Consider the following 15529-nt stretch of genomic DNA (forward strand, 5'->3'; position numbering starts at 1 on the left):
ATTCCGGGGCCTCACCGCCGAGCCGGGCGGGGAGGCCTGCACAACGAGGTTCAGGCAGCGTCGGTGTGGTGGCTGGTGAAGTTGACTCGGGTGTCGTCGGCGTCTAGGGCGATGTTGAGGGTGGCATCGAGGGCGTCAGCGAGTTTGGCGAGTAGGGGGAGGGTTGGCACGGTGTCGGAGCCCTCGATGCGCGAGATTTTGGCTTGAGTCAGGCCTGCGCGTTCGGCGAGGTCGGCTTGGGTGAGGCCAAGTTCGGTGCGGCGGTCGTAGACGGCTCGGGCCAGTGCCATGGAGAGCCGGATTTCGCGGCGGGCCTCGGTGACATCGTCGGGTTCGGTGTAGCTCTCCGCGAGTTTGCGTTCCCGGAGGGTTTTCCAACGTGCGTGGCTCATTGGTCCAGTTCTCCCTTCTCGATTGTGCGGATGAATTCCTGATGGGCGGGTTCGTGTTCGGCTTGGCAGGTCTGTTGGGCAAGTTTCGCGCGTTTGACCTCGGCGTCTTCTCGCATACGAGTCTTGCGGAACACCGTCAGTAGGATGACTCGTCGTCCAGGCGCGAGCCAGTAGGTGATGCGGATGGCTGCGCCATCCAGCGTTGGGCGTAGTTCGCGGACCCCGTCGCCAAGATATCGAGCATAGGGTTCGCCCAGCGACTCTGCTTGTTCGGCGAGCAGGCCGACGTATTCGTCGATCTTGAGGAAGTGCTTGGCTGGCAGCGCTTCCAGCCAGTCCCGCACCTCGGGCTCGATTTCGATGGCGAACAGTTCGCTCACGACACCTACAGTATATGTCGTCAACGACATGTCGCAAGGTGTCGGCCAGGTGTTAGGTCATGCCCCCTATCAGCGTGATCGCTCGTTCAGGTCGGGCGGACTGAGTGGGCAAGCCCGTCGTATAGCCAGCGGTCGGCCTGCCCCAAGTTGGTGCGTGTGCCGAGAAGTACTGCTGTCAGGTCCCAGAAACGATGGATGCGGTGGTCGGTGTCGGTGTTGTCACGCCTGCGCGATCGGAATCAGCCGGGAAGCTTTTCAAGGGGGGCGATCGCGAGCGGTCTGCCCATCGCGCTGATACGACCTGTACGGCCGGACGCTCGAAACGTCGGCGCACACAAAGGCGGAGTTGGAAGCGCGGGTGTGCGAGCTCGAAGCGGAGGCCGAACTCGGGGCAGTCCCGTAGGTCGACCTATCCGGCACGAACGGCTAGGACGCCGTCACGTCCTCGAGAGCGAGTTGGGCTGGCATACAGACCTGCGTCCAGACCACGGCCAGTCCAGGCCAAACGCCCTCACATGCCGCTGCGCGCGTGTTCGGGCCTCTCTCGATTCGCCGCGTCTGGCCGCCTGCCTCAACGCACGCATCCGTGCCGATCACGGAGTGCGCACCATGGCCAGGTGTCGCGTTCAGCTGATACCCGTCGAAGTCTGCCATGTACGGGCGTTGACCACGTCAACACCTGGCCCTAATGTATTGGTCGCAAGCAAGCCGAAATCGCCTGAGATGCAGCGAAATTCGCTGGATAGTCGACCAACCTGGGAGCCGACAACGGGTTCGATTCCCGACAGCTCCACTCGAGGCCCTCATCTGCTACTGCGGGTGAGGGGCTTTTCCGCGCCTATTCGTGGTGTGTGCCCGTGGATGGGTCGAACACCTTCACGCCCTTACCTGCGAAGTCCTTGACGTTCAGGGTTGCCACCGTCGCATCGTGAGCCAGGGCGATCGCCGCTATCTGTGCGTCGAGAACTTCACCGGCCGTCGGTTTGGGTCGCTTCATCATCAATGTCGCGTAGTAGAAGGCGGCTGCGTAGTCGAATGTCAGCACTCGCCCAGCCGCTTCTAGGGGCGCGAACACGGCATTGGCGGCAACATCGAGCGCGGCGCGCTTCTTACCCTTATCGAGTGCGTAGACACCGTTCAGTGTCTCCATGATCGTGACGGAGGTCGTGTAGATCGTCGGCTGGGTAACCAACCAAGAAGCCACGATCGGGTACTTCTCCGGTGTCATCGCCGCTGCGATTACATTGGTGTCGAGGATGAGCATTATTTCGAATCTTCGTGCCGCACACCGATTTCCGGCACTTCACCAGCAAGAGCTTGCCGAAGCTCGGCCAGTCGAGCAAGCAGGGCGGCCCCAGACAGGGGGCTGGGGCCAGGGCCATCGTCCTCGGTAGCAGCGCGAGTGAGAATGTCCCGCACCTCGGCTTCCATGGACCGGCCGTGACGATTGGCCCGACGCTGAATGGTCGCCTTGATGGCCGGGTCGAGGTTGCGAACATTCAGGTTGGTCGGCGTCGCCTTCACGGCCGCGCCTTTGGCGGTCGCCTTTCGCGCCTTGGGCGTCTTCGGTGTCTTGATGGTCGCCATGAAGTCAATGTTACCGTAATGCCCTCAAAATGCACTCACTAGTTGTCCCTGCCGAACTGGACAGCTTCGATATGCACCACACGCAGCGACTCAGACTGACCCACCACCTGGAAGGGCGGTCCGCGCCATACCTCGCCTGAAGATTCGGCGCAGGCGGATGACGCGAGGTGGGCACATTTGGGCACAATCGGCCCGAAAGAGGGGGATTGACCGTGACTCGCAATGATGGGTTTTCCCAGGTAGAACCCGGATCAGTACCCCTGCCAGGGGCATAGTCCGGGTTCGATTCCCTGCAGCTCCACTCTTGGATCTCTCTGATCGGCGATGAAAGTCGCAGGTCGGGAGGATTTTTTGTGGGTCGGGTGGACCGCTGATTGCCCGGCGCTCGGGCCTGCATCTACGACCGCGCGGGGAGTTGCACTGTGACGCGGAGACCGCCGGTGGGGCGGGGGTGAGGGTGAGGGTTCCGGCGTGTGCTTGGGCGATGCTTTTGACGATTGCCGGGCCGAGGCCGACGCCTGTGTGGTGGGTGTGTATGCGTTCGGTGCCGCGCTGAAACGGCTCGACAAGTGTGGAAACCACATGGGGGGTGAGCTTGTCGCCTGTGTTCTCGACAGTGAGCACAACGGTTTCGGGGTGCAGGACTACCCATACTTCCGCTAGCCGAGTGCGACCGACGGCAGTCGGCTGCTGTGTTTCCATGTCAGTTGATGTGTCAGTTCGCTGTCAGGTCGCTATCAGTCGGCGCGGCGACAGTGTGTTCATCGAAGAAAACGGCCGGGACCGACACGGTTGCGGTTGAGATCAACAGATTCGAAGGAGAACACCATGTCTGTCACGCTGACCGATCAGGACAACAGCACCATCCGCACCGCCGCTTACGGTGCGCTCGCTCTGCTGTCCGCGGCTGGTGCGCCGCACAAGGGCAGTAGCAAGGGTTCGATCGCTTTGACCTCGGCGACCGGTGTGGTCGGGCATGTGCTTTCGGCTCGTGCTCGTGATATCCACTTGGACGGTAAGAATGTGGCTGCGCTGGCCGATGAGGTGCTGCCCGCGTTGACCGCGGCGGTCGTTCTGCTCGGTGAGCAGGACCGGGCCGAGGCGGTCAATTTCCGTGACACTGTGCTGGTGGCGGTCGAGGCGACTGTTGGGGTCAAGGGTGCGCCGAGTCCGGCGGTGGCTGCGATGGCTCGTAAGATCACCGCGGCTCTCGATGCCGCGTGAGCCGAGGACCGTTTCCGGTCGTGCGTGGTCGGAAATGGTTGCCGGACAGTGGATTTCCCCGGCCCTGCGGGCCGGGGCGTGAGGGACCATTGCGTTTCGGGGCCGCGTGATGTGGTCAGGAAGAGACGCCGAGTCGGGCGAGTAGGACGTGGATGTCGGAGTTGACCCAGTACTCGGCGAATTTGCCGTGTTCGATGCGGAGGAGGTCGGCGCCGGTGAAGTGGATCGGGGTGCCTGTTGGTGCTGTGGCGCCGGGGAATCCGCCGCCGTAGGTGCCGGTGGCGGTCCAGCGGAGGGCGCAGTGGTCGGCGTCTACGATCGGGCCGACCTGGATCTGGAATGCCAACTCGGAGAAGGCTGCTCGGGTTTGGGCGATCCAGGCGACCAATGCCTCCGGACCGCGTATCGCGCTGCCGTCGCCGCCGTCCAGCAGCGCGGCGTGCAGGGTGAAGTCGGGGGCGATGATGTGGGTGGCGGGGCGGTAGTCGCCATTCCAGAGGGCGAGCCAGCCGGAGATCAGTTGTGCGACAGGGGTGGTCGGTGCAGACATGGCGGAAGTCCTTGGTCGAGTGGTTATTTCAGATCTGGTCGGGGATCCAGTGCCCGTGGATGCCCGCGGGGACTCGCTGGGGGAGTTCGACGGTGGCGATGGGCTCGGACAGGTCCGAGGCGTCGAGGATGACGAGCTGGGATGCGTCGGCCTCGAGATCGCTGACGATGGTGAGCAGGTAGCCGTCGTCCTCGCGGGTTGCCCCGGCGGCGGGGGCGAAGACGGCCTCGCCGGGCATGCGTCCCTCGCCGTGCGCGAACAGTTGGCGCTCGCCGGTCCTGGTGTCGTATTTGACGGTGTGATAGCCGGTCAGCCCGGATCCCGGGAAGGCGATCGCGTAGCTGTAGCGGTTCGGCGCGCCGGTCAGATCGTCGTTGATGGCAGGGAATTCGACCACCAGATCGTCCAGCGCCTCCTCGGTCGCCGTGCCGGTGGCGGGGTCGAGAATCCAGCGGTGGAATGTGGTGCCGACGTTGAGGGTGTCGGGGTAGCCGGGGGCCGCGACCCACCATTTCCAGGAGGTTTCCCAGGCCGAGCGGTCGAAGCGCGGGCATTCGAGGACGACGCGCCCTCGGTCGTCGACGTAGGAGTTGGCGACGTGCAGGATGGCGGCCCGGCTGTCGATATCGAACCAGCTGATCTCGCCCGTGCCGTGCCTGGGCAGCACGCCGATCCGGAACGGCTCGTCGTCGTGCCACCGGTAGGGAATGCCGGAGTGCTCGGCGTCATCGAAAACGACTGGGGAGTGCAGGAATACGGCGTGCTCGCGGGTGATCGCGAAGTCGTGCATGAGCGAGGGGCCTGCGCCGTCGATCGGGGTCGCCCGGATGATCTCGCCGGACGCGTCCGCGACGTAGTAGATCAGGTAGGGCGGAAACGGGCTGTAGGAGAAGAAGTGCAGCTCACCGGTGACCGGGTCCACCTTCGGATGCGCGGTCATCGCGCTGGTCAGCTTCCCGCCGAAGTCGTAGACGCCGACCGCGTCCAGTTCGCCGGTCACCTCCCATGGCAGGTTGGCCTCCTGCAGGGCGAGATAGCGTCCGCCGTGGAAGATGATGTTGGTGGCGGCCGCGCTGACCTCGAGTTCGGTGCCGGTGAACGGAACCCCGTCCAGGTAGGGCGTTTTCACCCAGCGGTTGCGGTACCACTGCGCGCGGCCGCCGGACAGCCGGATGCCGTGCAACATTCCGGCACCTCGGAACCAATGGGTCGGTGTCACACCGGGTTTGGGATTGTGGCCGTTACGGAAGTAGCGGCCGTCGAGATCGTCGGGCAGCGTGCCATTCACCGTCAGCTCGAATGCGGTGAGCTCGTCGGGGGTCGGTGCGAAGTGTCCGGTGATGTAGGGCTTGGGTGGTTGCGCCATGGCGATAGTGCCTTTCCGGTGACGGTGATGAGAGTGAGCACGGTGATGGCGGCACAGGTCAGGAAGACCGTGCCGACGGTGGGCAGGACAGTCAGGAAAGACAGGCCCGCGGCGCCGCCGAGCTGGCGGCTCGCATTCACCAGGCCGCCCGCCAGCCCGCTGTCCGCGGCCGCGACGCCGGCCGAGGCCGATGCGGTGATCCGGACGAAGGCCACGCCCAATCCGGCCCCGATGAGCAGAGTCGGACCGAGCAGATCCAGGAGAAAGCTTGCGGTGGACGGTGTTCGGGCCAGCCAGGCCAGACCCGTCGCGAGCAGGAGCAGGCCGACCGGCAGCGTGGCGCGGCCCGGCAGCCGCCCCGCCACCCAGGAGGCGATGGTGATCATCAGCGCGAGCGGAAGCTGGGTCAGCCCGGCGCGTAGCGGCGAATAACCAAGGGTGTGTTGCTGATACAGCGGTAGGTAGTAGAACAAGCCGAGCCAGACGGCGCCGAGTAGCGCCATCGCGACATTGGGCCAGGCGACCGGAGCCATGCGCGGTGGCAGCAGCGGATCGGCCGTGCGCCGCTGCCGGAAGGCGAAGGCCGTCAACAGGATCAGCCCGAGGGCCAGCAGCGTCCAGTGGCCCGACAGCCCGTAGGTGAGGGCGATGAGCCCGCCGGTGGCGGTGACCGCGCTCGAAACGTCCAGTCGCCCACCGGCCGCGGGCATCGGCGCGACCGACCGCCACGTCGCCGGCAGCACGGCCAGCGCGACGGGCACGACCACCAGGAACACCGACCGCCAGCCGAAGCGATCGGTGAGCAGTCCGCCGAGCACGACACCCGCGGCGCCGCCCGCACCGGAGACCGCGCCCCAAACCCCGAGGGCCACACCACTGTCGCGGGCATCGCGGTAGAGCATGAGCACCAGGGCCAGCGCCGTCGGCGCCATGAGTGCCGCACCGAGCCCCTGCGCCGATCGGGCCGCGATCAGGGTGGTGATGCCGGGCGCGATCGCCGCGGCCAGAGTGGCCGTCGCGAAAGTACCGACACCGAGCAGGAATACGCGGCGCAGACCGTAGCTGTCGCCTAATCGCCCGCCCGGCAGCAACAGTGCGCCGAACGTCAATACATAGGCGTTGACCACCCACGACAAGCCGGTCGCCGAGGTGCCGAGACCGCTCTGGATCTGCGGTAGGGAGACATTCACGATGGAGGTACTGAGCACCACGAGGAACTGCGCGGTCGCCAGCACCGCCAGCGGCAGCCATCGTGTTCTCATGCCCGTCAGCTTGCTGGGCGCCGCGGCCGGTTCGCGTCGGTGATTCCTACCTACTCCGGCGCGCCACATGCCGATTTGTCCGGCATGATGCACCCGGTATGGATGTATTGATCGGGCGCCGGGACGAGACGGCGCGACTGCGTGCGTTTCTCGAACAGGCGAGGCGGTCGCGAGGTGGCGCCCTGCTGGTGCACGGTGAGCCGGGCATCGGCAAGAGCGCACTGCTGGCCGACCTCGCGGATGCGGCCGGTGATTTCGTGATCATGCGGGCCTGCGGCGCCGAATTCGAGACGGAACTGCCGTATTCGGCGCTGCATCAGCTGGCTGCCGCGGCACTGGCGCATCTGGACAAGCTGCCACCCGCGCAGGGCAGGGCGTTGCGCATCGCGTTCGGTATGGAGGTCGGAACTCCCGACCCGTTCCTGGTCTGCGCGGCGACGCTCGGGCTGCTGCTCGAATACGACCGGCCGGTGCTGTGTCTCGTCGACGACGCGCAGTGGCTCGACCGCGCCTCGGCCCATGCGCTGGCCTTCGTTGCCCGGCGCGTCGACGCCGAACGGGTGGTGATGGTGTTCGCCGCGCGCGACGACGCGGGGGAGCTGAATCTGTTGCCGCGGTTGGCGATACCGCGGCTCGGTGATGCCGCCGCCCGTGCCCTGCTGGCTCGGGCGCTGCGCGGTCCGCTGGACGATCGGGTGCGCGACCGTATCCTGGCCGAGGCGCGTGGCAACCCGCTTGCCCTGTTGGAATTGCCGGGGACCACCGAATTAGTGGGCCTCGCGGTAGATTTCGATCTGCCCGCGCCGGCGGCCGCGGAACGGAGTTATCGTGCCCGCCTGGAGGCGCTGCCCGATCGGGTCCGGCTGCTGCTGACCGTCGCCGCCGCCGAACCCATCGGCGATCCTGGCCTGCTGTGGCGGGCCGCGGCGCTGCTCGGCCTCGAGACGACCATCGATGACGAAGTGCCGCTGGTCGAATTCGGTGCCCGCATTCGCTTCGTCCATCCCCTGGCCCGCTCCGCGGTCTATCGGGCCGCGACCGATCGCGAGCGCAGGCGCGCACACGGTGCGCTCGCGCAGGTGAGCGATCCGATCGCCGATCCGGACCGGGTGGCCTGGCATCGGGCCCAAGCCAGTGTCGGCCCCGACGCGGAGGTGGCTGCCGCACTGGCCTGTTCGGCGGCCCGTGCGCAGGCCCGCGGCGGTGTGGCGGCCGCGGGGGCCTTCCTGGAACGTTCCGCCGCACTGACATTCGATCCCGCGCTGCGGGCCGAACGGGTACTGGCCGCGGTCGAGGCCAAACTGTCCGCGGGCGATTTCGATGCCGCCATCGAGCTGCTGTCGACCCTCGCCGCCGATGATCCCCGCGTCGATCTGCTGCGCGGCCGGATCTCGTTCGCCCGCTACCGTGGCGATGACCGTCCCACGGTCCACCTGCTCCGCGCCGCCGCGAAATTGGCTGTGCGCGAACCGGATCGCGCCCGCGCCTGCTACGTGGACGCGATCGAGACGGCCGTGATCACCGGCGATCTCGATACCGTGATCGCGGCCGCCGCGGCGATCGCACCGCCGCCCCCGGCGCGTCCAGGCAGCGTCGACATCATCCTCGACGGCATGATCGCCCTGATCACCGAGGGGCACGCGGCCGCGGCGAAGCTCCTGCGTCCACTCGTCTCGAATCACCGCGACGAGGCCTGGATTCGCTGGCCGACACTCGGTTACCTGATCGCTCTCGAACTGTGGGATCCCGATACGATCCGCGCCATCGCCACGCGCACCACCGCGCACGGCCGCGGTTCGGGCTCGCTGCACGAGCTGCGGATCGGGCTGGCCATGCTCGCCACCGTCACCGTGCACGCCGGTGATTTCGGTGCGGCGCAGGCGATGATCGCCGAAGTGGAGGCGATCACGGAGGCCACCGCCGCCGTTCCGCTGGTCTACCCGCGCATCCACCTGGCCGCGCTGCGCGGCCGTCGCGCCGAAGCCGAAGAGCTGTTCGCCGCGGTGGGGCCGCATCTGACCCTCAGCGTTCAGCACGCCACCGCCGTACTGAACAACGGCCTCGCCGATTACCCCGCCGCACTGCGGGCCGCCGAAAAGGCCGTCGCTACCGGCGATCTCGGGCTGGCCAGCCAGGCGCTGCCCGAACTGGTCGAGGCGGCGGTGCGCTGTGGCGAGGCCGGGGTGGCCAGGTCCGCGCTGGCGATACTGACCGAACGCACCGGTGATCAGTCGTGGGGTCAAGGCATCGAAGCCTGGGCGCGCGCCATGGTGTACGAGGACGAGGACGCCTATCGAACGGCTGTCGCACTGCTGGATTCGTGCCCGATGCGGATCTGGCCGGGCCGCGCCCACCTGGTGTACGGAGAGTGGTTGCGCCGCAAGGGCCGTCGCCGCGAGGCCAGGATCGAATTGCGCAGGGCGCACGAGCTGCTGTCCGACTTCGGCGCGGAGGCGTTCGCCGCCAGGGCCGCGGGGGAACTCCGCGCCACCGGCGAACACGCCCGCCGCCGCACCGCTCAGGCAGCCGACGCGCTCACCATGCAGGAGGTGCACATCGCGCGTTTGGCCGCCGACGGCGCCACCTCCAAGGAGATCGCGGCCACCCTCTTTCTCAGCCCGCGTACCGTGGATGCCCACCTCCGCAACATCTTCCGCAAACTCGGCATCACCTCCCGCCGCCAACTACCCGCCATCCGCTGATCGCCGGCGATCGGCATGGCTCGAAGGACCGGTCGCCGTGGCCCGGAGTTTCCTGGTGGCAGAGGCCGATTCACGCGCTGGGGTCGCCGTAGGCGGCGGCGATGTCCTTGGAACCGCTCCAGCGGCTGTAGGTGGGGGACTGAGGCCAGCCTTCTGGGGAGTCCTGCCATTCTTCTTGGCGGCCGTAGGGGAGTAGGTCGATGAGGGCGAAGGAGTGGCTGAGTTGTTCGGTGCCGCGGCCGTCGGTGTGCCAGGTGCGGTAGACGGTGTCGCCGTCGCGGAGGAAGACGTTGACGGCGAAGCCTGCGCCGGGCGGGGCGCCGACGTCGGCGCCGAAGGGGCTGTCGGCCGTGGAGTACCAGGTCATCTTGTTGCCGACGCGTCGTTTGTAGGCGAGGGCCTCATCGATCGGGCCCTGGGTGACGATGACGAAGCGGGCGTCGTAGTTGTTCAAGAACTCCAATCGAGTGAACTGCGAGGTGAATCCGGTGCAGCCGCCGCACTGCCACACCTCACCCGGGAACCACATGTGGTTGTAGACGATCAGTTGCGGTTTGCCGTCGAAGATGTCCACCAGCCGGACCGGTCCCGCTTCGCCTTCGAGGGTGTAGTCGGGCATCTCGACCATCGGCAGGCGGCGGCGCTGCGCGGCGATCGCGTCGAGCTCCCTGGTGGCGGCCTTCTCCCGGATGCGCAGCGCGTCGAGTTCACGCTGCCAGGTTTCGGCGTCGACGACGGGCGGCAATGCTTCGGTGCTCATAGGGGTCCTCCCAAACCGTGCTCACAGAGTGCGTGCTGTATGTGTAGACGCCGTCCGGCCACCGAACTCATCGGTGCGCGGGCGTGGCAAACCGCCGATTCTGGGTACTGCCCGACCATGTTCGCCATCGCCGCTGCAGTCCTTTTCGCCATCGCGCTACTGCTCCAGCTCGCCGACCGGACCACGAGTGTGGGTGTCGACGCGTTTGTCATCGCCGGGTTACTGGGTCTGGCCTTGCATCTGGCCGGCTTGAGCGACCGAATCCCGGGGCGCGCCCGGTGGGGTTCCCGTGCCAGGTGGGGGCGTCGGACCTGACCACCCCGGTGCACATCGGGATCCACGTCCACGGCGAGTTCGGCAGTCGGCGGACTGCCTCGCCCGCCGAACTTCGCACGCGATGAAAGCCTTGCGGGACAAAGTAACTGGTGACGTCCATACTTTATGCATAAGCGATCCTTGGGGATCGGCAAGATTGTCTAAGTGGACCGCAGTGGTCGGCCGCTGCATGCTGGTCGGCATGTCCAACAGCATGGGGTCGGTGATTCCGCGGTCGGCGACGTTAGCGCTCAATGAAGCGATCAACGCGCGGCGGGCGGCGGGGCAAGACATTCTGCACCTCGGGTTCGGGGAGGCCGGGCTGCCGGTGCTGCCCGAGGTGGCCGCCGCGCTGGCCCAGGGGGCCATGGAGAACTCGTACACCCCGGTGGCCGGGACAGTGGCGGCGCGCGAGGCGGCGGCACGGTATCTGTCGCGGCGTGGGCTGCGGACGAGCGCTGAACAGATCATTCTCGCGCCGGGCAGCAAGGCTTTGCTGTATGCCGCCGTCGCGGCGCTGCCCGGCGATGTGGTGTTGCCCGTTCCCTCCTGGGTTACCTATCCGGCGCAGATCGGAATGATCGGCAAGCGGGCTATCGGGGTGCCGATCCCGCGTATCGCGGGTGGGGTCCCGGATCCTGATCTGTTCGAAGCGGCGCTCGGCGCGGCTCGTAAAGAGGGCGCAGACCCGCGGATTCTCATCCTGACCGTGCCGGACAATCCCACGGGTACCATCGCGGGCGCCGACCTCATCGGTCGGGTCTGTGAGATCGCCGACCGGCATGGCATGAGCATCATCTGCGACGAGATCTACCGCGACCTCGCCTACGACCCCGAAGCGATGCGCAGCCCGGCGACCATGCTGCCGGAGCGGACCATCGTCACCGGTGGACTCAGCAAGTCCATGGCCCTCGGCGGATGGCGCATCGGGTTCCTGCGAACACCGCCGGGCCCCGCGGGACAGCAACTGGCGGAACGCATTACCGGTCTCGGTAGCGAGGTCTGGTCCTGTCTGGCGGCTCCGATGCAGGCGGCGGCAACCTTCGCCTTCGACGCACCCGCCGCGGTGACCGCGCACATCGCCGCGAGTCGACGACTACACGCGACGGTCGCCCGCGCCGCGCACGCAATCTTCATGAAGGCCGGAATCGCCTGCCGCCCACCGCAAGCCGGCTTCTATCTCTACCCCGATCTCGAACCGCACCGCAGCACGCTCTCGGCCCGCGGCATCGAAACCAGTATCGCCCTCGCCGATCACCTCCTCGACGAATACGGCATCGGCGTACTCGCCGGTGCGCATTTCGGTGACGTGCAGGAAAGTCTCCGCTTCCGAGCGGCAACCAGCCTTCTCTACGGTCGAACAACCGACCAGCGCTGGGAAGCCTTGCACAGCGCCGACCCGACGTCGCTCCCCTGGATCTCCGCGGCCCTGGACCGCCTACACACCGCAGTGCAATCGCTGGCGTCTCCGGTGCCATCAGCCGTTGCACGATCGCACGGCTGATTCCACGTCCACCGCCGGTGATGACATAGGACGGTGTCATGAACCCCATGCTAGGCAACAGAATTCACCACCTATAGCGATGACTTCGAACGGCCGTTGCCCCTCGGGCAGGTGCCGAACTCGTAGGTGCCGAGGTTCGCGATCGAAACCAGCTGGTAGACGATGAAGCTCCAGTTTCGGTGGTGGAAAGGTGGATTGGTGATCGGAGGCGAGTGGGAGGGCAGGACCCTGGAGCAGGTGGAGGGGGTGGTGTGGCCGGAGCCCGATGTTGCTGCGACGCGGCTTGTACGGACGGTGCATTCGTTGCGGCGGAAGGCGATTGGTGCGCTCGATGTCGAAGAGCTTCGTCTGCTGCTCGGTCAACGGGAAGGTGTCGGTGTTCTGGTGCCGCGAGCTCTTGCTGTGCTGGAACAGAATCCGTTGGCTGAGGGGGACTTCTATCCGGGGGATCTTCTTGTTGCGACGGTTCGGATTCCGAATGGGTACTGGGCTTGTCACGGTGACTCGGTGGTGCGTCTTCGGTCTGTCATCGAACAGGTCGAGCAGCTCAGTGGCCCGTCCATGTTTCTCTCGCGAATTGATGAATTCTGGGATCGGGTAGGGGAATTGCGCTCCGCAGGGCTGCTCGAGGCGTAGGAAACCGGACTAGGGGGTGGCCGGTATGGGGGGATGACCGAAGGTTCTTCGGTAGGTGCGGGGTGCGACGCCTACCTGGCGGGTGAAGTGGAGGCGCAGGGTGGCGACGGAGCCGAAGCCGGATTCTTCGGCGACGCGGTCGATCGGCAGGTCGGTGGTTTCCAGTAGTTGTTGGGCGCGATGGATGCGGGCGGTGAGCAACCAGTGCAGCGCGGTTGTACCGAGTTGAGTCTGGAAGCGACGCTGCAGCGTGCGGATGCTGAGGCCGGCGTGGGTCGCGATATCGGCCAAGGTGAGGGGACGGGTGAGGTTGTTTTCGATCCAGTCCAGCACCGGCTGCAGCGCGGCGGCATCCTCAGGCGGCTTGTGCTGGGTGAGGAATTGGGCTTGGCCGCCATCGCGTTGGGGCGGCAGCACCATGAGGCGGGCGGTCTCGGCGGCGACCGCCGAGCCGTAGTCGCGCCGAATCATGTGCAGGCACATATCTAGGCCTGCCGCCGCTCCGGCGGAGGTGAGGATCGAGTCGTTGTCGACGAAGAGCACCCCGGGATCGACGTCGACGAGTGGATAGCGCCGGGCCAGATCGTCACAGAACTTCCAGTGGGTGGTGGCGCGTAATCCGTCGAGTAGATGGGCGGCCGCGAGGACAAAGGCGCCGGTGCAGACGGCTGCGACCCGAGCGCCGCGATCCGCGGCCGCGCGAATCGCGGTGACCAGCCGCGGATCGGGATCGAAGACGGAGCCAGCGCCCGGAATGATTACGGTGTCTGCCTGCTCGATCGCCTGCAATGGCCACGCGGCGCGCAAGGGAAAGCATTGCTGACCGGATGCCATTGCGATCGTCGGGTCGCCGCATATCCGAACGTCGTAGGCCCGACTGCCGTCGGCGAGCCGTGCCATCGCGAAGAGCTGAACGCCTTCGATCAGATCAAAGGCGCTGACCTCGTGCGGAACCACGACCGCAACGACCCGCATGTCGCGATCCTAGCGAAATGTGGCGTTCACGTCACTGGTAGCTGTTCGATTGCCAGCTCACGATTGAGTCAATTGTCCAGTTCGCCGATTGGGAAGGTGCGATATGAAGCGACTCGTCCGCAACTCGACGCGCGGCCTAACGGTCATCACGGCGACCGCGGCGGTTGTGCTCGGAGTGGGCGCCACGATGGCGGCAGCAGACTCCGGGCTGGTGCCGCCGGGATACGCCGGATCGCATTCCTCCGACACCATCGGATACGGCCCGGAGTTGCCCGATGAAACGGCCGCCTTCGTTTACGGATTCTTCAATCCCGACGTCGCCCCGCAGGGAGCCAACAACTGGGGCTGTAAGCCCGACGACGCTCACCCGCGCCCGGTTGTGCTGGTGCACGGCACCTGGGCGAACGCCTATGGGGCGTATGCCTACATGTCCCCGCAGCTGGCGAAGGCCGGGTACTGCGTGTTCACGTTCAACTTCGGCCGCCCCAATGTCGCGGGCCCTGGACTCGATGCCCTGCTCCCCGGCGCCACCGGTGACATCGACGAATCGAGCGGCCAACTGGCGACATTCGTCGACCGCGTGCTTGCCGCCACCGGCGCCGACCAGGTGGATATGATCGCGCACTCGCAGGGAGGTCTGGAGGCGCGCCAGTACATCAAGTTCCACGGTGGCGCGAATCCGGACGATCCGGCCCGGAACAAGGTGAAGCACCTCATCACCTATGGCGCCACCAATCACGGCACCTCGCTCGACGCTTTCGCCACGCTCATACTGGCCATCCAGGCGAAGCTGCCTCCCGGAACCATCGATCTGCATGTGCCGTTCGAGCAGGCCCTCGGCGCGGGCGGCATCCAGCAGGTGTACGACTCGCCGGTGATCGCGAAGCTGAACGAGGGCGGCGACACACTCCCGGGAGTGGACTACACGGTGGTCGGCACCCGCTACGACGAGGTGTCCACCCCGTTCGATCACACCTACCTCACGGCCGGCCCCGGCGCCACCGTCGACAACATCGTGCTGCAGGACGGGTGTGAGCAGGACACCTCCGACCACAACTCGATGCTGTTCTCGCCCAAGTCGGTGTCCATCGCATTGCATGCGCTCGACCCGGTGGCCCACCCCGAGGTGGTCTGTACCGGCAATCCCTGGCTGCTGTGAAGTCTGCGATCCGCACTCGAAGGCCCGGTCCTCGGATCGGGCCTTCGCGGTTCTCGGGCCGATTCGTATCGAGCGGAATGCGTACGGGTTTCGCTTATGTCTGCTGGCGGCGGCGTTCGTAGTTGCGGGCTACCCGGACGCGGTTGCCGCAAGTGGTAGAGCACCATTCGCGGCGGGCGTGGTCTTTGACGAAGTAGAGGATGCAGTTCGGGGATGCGCAGGAGCGGATCGCGGCGGCGTGCGGGCCGGAGAACAGTTCGACTGTGCTGGTGGCGATTTCGCAGAGCGCTGCGGTGATCGGGTCGCCCTTGAAGCGTAGTTGAGTGGTGGGATTCTCTGCGTCCCAATGTAGTTCGGTCCACAGCGGATTCGCGCGGACGTGGCGGTTGAGCCGGTTGACGGCGGCGGTGCTCGGTTGGCTGTGGCCTGCGTCGGCCAGGTGGTGGATGCAGTCGCGCAGGTCGCGGGCGTTGGTTAGGTGGGGCTCGTCGATCGCGAGCAGGTGTTCGTCGGTGAGCGGTATGCGCAGTCGTGGTCGGAGCTGGCCGAGCCAGGCCGTCAAGAGATCGACGGATTCGAGGCCGTCGTGGGGGCGGTTGTGCGCGAGGTAGCGGGTGTTGGCGAGTTCCAGCGGCAGCGGGCCGCCGAGCGTCGGGCCGGGGTAGTCGGATACGGAGCGAGTGCCCATGAAACTAATGCTATATCAAGCCTTGTGGC

16 protein-coding genes are annotated in these 15529 nt (G+C 66.4%); 5 read left to right on the plus strand and 11 right to left on the minus strand.

The genetic code is table 11. The annotated features are described in order from the left end of the window. Positions 1–50: 50 nt before the first annotated feature. From ACIG5A_RS34360 to ACIG5A_RS34380, 5 genes are all read right to left on the minus strand, one after another. Entirely contained in the window at positions 51–392 is a 342-nt protein-coding gene (locus tag ACIG5A_RS34360; RefSeq protein WP_397247804.1) for a helix-turn-helix domain-containing protein, read from the minus strand. Next, complete coding sequence (locus tag ACIG5A_RS34365; RefSeq protein WP_397247806.1) at positions 389–772, minus strand: type II toxin-antitoxin system RelE/ParE family toxin; 384 nt, start codon at positions 770–772, stop codon at positions 389–391. Before ACIG5A_RS34365 ends, ACIG5A_RS34360 begins: the two co-directional genes overlap by 4 nt. An 838-nt stretch (positions 773–1610) precedes the next feature. Next, the gene (locus ACIG5A_RS34370; RefSeq protein ID WP_397247808.1) at positions 1611–2036 is read right to left on the minus strand and encodes a PIN domain-containing protein; all 426 of its coding nucleotides are present in this window, start codon (positions 2034–2036) and stop codon (positions 1611–1613) included. Then, complete coding sequence (locus tag ACIG5A_RS34375; protein WP_397247810.1) at positions 2036–2359, minus strand: FitA-like ribbon-helix-helix domain-containing protein; 324 nt, start codon at positions 2357–2359, stop codon at positions 2036–2038. Before ACIG5A_RS34375 ends, ACIG5A_RS34370 begins: the two co-directional genes overlap by 1 nt. Positions 2360–2449: 90 nt before the next feature. Beyond that, positions 2450–3061 (minus strand): sensor histidine kinase, encoded by a 612-nt coding sequence (locus ACIG5A_RS34380; RefSeq protein ID WP_397247812.1) that lies wholly within the window; start codon positions 3059–3061, stop codon positions 2450–2452. Between the two features lie 126 nt (positions 3062–3187). Between ACIG5A_RS34380 and ACIG5A_RS34385 the strand changes: the two genes are divergently transcribed. After that, positions 3188–3583, plus strand: coding sequence for a hypothetical protein (locus tag ACIG5A_RS34385; RefSeq protein ID WP_397247814.1), 396 nt, complete (start codon positions 3188–3190; stop codon positions 3581–3583). A gap of 115 nt (positions 3584–3698) precedes the next feature. Here ACIG5A_RS34385 and ACIG5A_RS34390 read toward each other — a convergent pair whose 3' ends face one another. From ACIG5A_RS34390 to ACIG5A_RS34400, 3 genes are read right to left on the minus strand one after another with little or no spacing between them, the layout of a single operon-like run. Further along, positions 3699–4133, minus strand: a complete 435-nt coding sequence (locus ACIG5A_RS34390) for an ester cyclase (protein WP_397247816.1) — start codon at positions 4131–4133, stop codon at positions 3699–3701. 28 nt (positions 4134–4161) lie between these two features. Then, positions 4162–5499 carry a carotenoid oxygenase family protein gene (locus tag ACIG5A_RS34395; RefSeq protein ID WP_397247818.1) on the minus strand — a complete coding sequence of 446 codons (1338 nt, stop codon included), beginning with the start codon at positions 5497–5499 and terminating at the stop codon, positions 4162–4164. Continuing rightward, positions 5424–6761 (minus strand): MFS transporter, encoded by a 1338-nt coding sequence (locus ACIG5A_RS34400; protein WP_397247820.1) that lies wholly within the window; start codon positions 6759–6761, stop codon positions 5424–5426. Before ACIG5A_RS34400 ends, ACIG5A_RS34395 begins: the two co-directional genes overlap by 76 nt. A gap of 98 nt (positions 6762–6859) precedes the next feature. Here ACIG5A_RS34400 and ACIG5A_RS34405 point away from each other — a divergent pair, with 98 nt between their 5' ends. Continuing rightward, positions 6860–9463 carry an AAA family ATPase gene (locus ACIG5A_RS34405; protein WP_397247822.1) on the plus strand — a complete coding sequence of 868 codons (2604 nt, stop codon included), beginning with the start codon at positions 6860–6862 and terminating at the stop codon, positions 9461–9463. A 70-nt stretch (positions 9464–9533) separates the two neighbouring features. Here ACIG5A_RS34405 and ACIG5A_RS34410 read toward each other — a convergent pair whose 3' ends face one another. Continuing rightward, positions 9534–10223 carry a DUF899 domain-containing protein gene (locus ACIG5A_RS34410; RefSeq protein ID WP_397247824.1) on the minus strand — a complete coding sequence of 230 codons (690 nt, stop codon included), beginning with the start codon at positions 10221–10223 and terminating at the stop codon, positions 9534–9536. A 397-nt stretch (positions 10224–10620) separates the two neighbouring features. On the opposite strand from ACIG5A_RS34410, the gene ACIG5A_RS34415 reads away from it, so the two are divergent. Both ACIG5A_RS34415 and ACIG5A_RS34420 read left to right on the plus strand, forming a co-directional pair. Continuing rightward, positions 10621–12042, plus strand: coding sequence for a pyridoxal phosphate-dependent aminotransferase (locus ACIG5A_RS34415; protein WP_397247826.1), 1422 nt, complete (start codon positions 10621–10623; stop codon positions 12040–12042). Positions 12043–12240: 198 nt separating this feature from the next. Beyond that, a complete protein-coding gene (locus tag ACIG5A_RS34420) occupies positions 12241–12678 on the plus strand; it encodes a contact-dependent growth inhibition system immunity protein (protein ID WP_397247828.1) in 438 nt (145 codons plus the stop codon). 9 nt (positions 12679–12687) lie between these two features. Here ACIG5A_RS34420 and ACIG5A_RS34425 read toward each other — a convergent pair whose 3' ends face one another. Continuing rightward, the gene (locus ACIG5A_RS34425) at positions 12688–13653 is read right to left on the minus strand and encodes a GlxA family transcriptional regulator (protein WP_397247830.1); all 966 of its coding nucleotides are present in this window, start codon (positions 13651–13653) and stop codon (positions 12688–12690) included. 103 nt (positions 13654–13756) lie between these two features. Here ACIG5A_RS34425 and ACIG5A_RS34430 point away from each other — a divergent pair, with 103 nt between their 5' ends. Continuing rightward, complete coding sequence (locus tag ACIG5A_RS34430; RefSeq protein ID WP_397247832.1) at positions 13757–14812, plus strand: esterase/lipase family protein; 1056 nt, start codon at positions 13757–13759, stop codon at positions 14810–14812. A 94-nt stretch (positions 14813–14906) separates the two neighbouring features. On the opposite strand, the gene ACIG5A_RS34435 is transcribed toward ACIG5A_RS34430, so the two are convergent. Continuing rightward, complete coding sequence (locus tag ACIG5A_RS34435) at positions 14907–15500, minus strand: CGNR zinc finger domain-containing protein (RefSeq protein WP_397247834.1); 594 nt, start codon at positions 15498–15500, stop codon at positions 14907–14909. Positions 15501–15529 lie beyond the last annotated feature (29 nt).

The organism is Nocardia sp. NPDC052566, assembly GCF_044547285.1.
Taxonomy (GTDB): Bacteria; Actinomycetota; Actinomycetes; order Mycobacteriales; family Mycobacteriaceae; genus Nocardia.

Bases quoted from the DNA above. Each gene is read 5' to 3' on its own strand.
- ACIG5A_RS34375 (WP_397247810.1), bottom strand. From the start codon at position 2,359: ATGGCGACCATCAAGACACCGAAGACGCCCAAGGCGCGAAAGGCGACC.
- ACIG5A_RS34390 (WP_397247816.1), bottom strand. From the start codon at position 4,133: ATGTCTGCACCGACCACCCCTGTCGCACAACTGATCTCCGGCTGGCTC.
- ACIG5A_RS34380 (WP_397247812.1), bottom strand. From the start codon at position 3,061: ATGGAAACACAGCAGCCGACTGCCGTCGGTCGCACTCGGCTAGCGGAA.
- ACIG5A_RS34430 (WP_397247832.1), top strand. From the start codon at position 13,757: ATGAAGCGACTCGTCCGCAACTCGACGCGCGGCCTAACGGTCATCACG.
- ACIG5A_RS34405 (WP_397247822.1), top strand. From the start codon at position 6,860: ATGGATGTATTGATCGGGCGCCGGGACGAGACGGCGCGACTGCGTGCG.
- ACIG5A_RS34385 (WP_397247814.1), top strand. From the start codon at position 3,188: ATGTCTGTCACGCTGACCGATCAGGACAACAGCACCATCCGCACCGCC.
- ACIG5A_RS34400 (WP_397247820.1), bottom strand. From the start codon at position 6,761: ATGAGAACACGATGGCTGCCGCTGGCGGTGCTGGCGACCGCGCAGTTC.
- ACIG5A_RS34370 (WP_397247808.1), bottom strand. From the start codon at position 2,036: ATGCTCATCCTCGACACCAATGTAATCGCAGCGGCGATGACACCGGAG.
- ACIG5A_RS34395 (WP_397247818.1), bottom strand. From the start codon at position 5,499: ATGGCGCAACCACCCAAGCCCTACATCACCGGACACTTCGCACCGACC.
- ACIG5A_RS34435 (WP_397247834.1), bottom strand. From the start codon at position 15,500: ATGGGCACTCGCTCCGTATCCGACTACCCCGGCCCGACGCTCGGCGGC.
- ACIG5A_RS34425 (WP_397247830.1), bottom strand. From the start codon at position 13,653: ATGCGGGTCGTTGCGGTCGTGGTTCCGCACGAGGTCAGCGCCTTTGAT.
- ACIG5A_RS34410 (WP_397247824.1), bottom strand. From the start codon at position 10,223: ATGAGCACCGAAGCATTGCCGCCCGTCGTCGACGCCGAAACCTGGCAG.
- ACIG5A_RS34415 (WP_397247826.1), top strand. From the start codon at position 10,621: ATGAAAGCCTTGCGGGACAAAGTAACTGGTGACGTCCATACTTTATGC.
- ACIG5A_RS34360 (WP_397247804.1), bottom strand. From the start codon at position 392: ATGAGCCACGCACGTTGGAAAACCCTCCGGGAACGCAAACTCGCGGAG.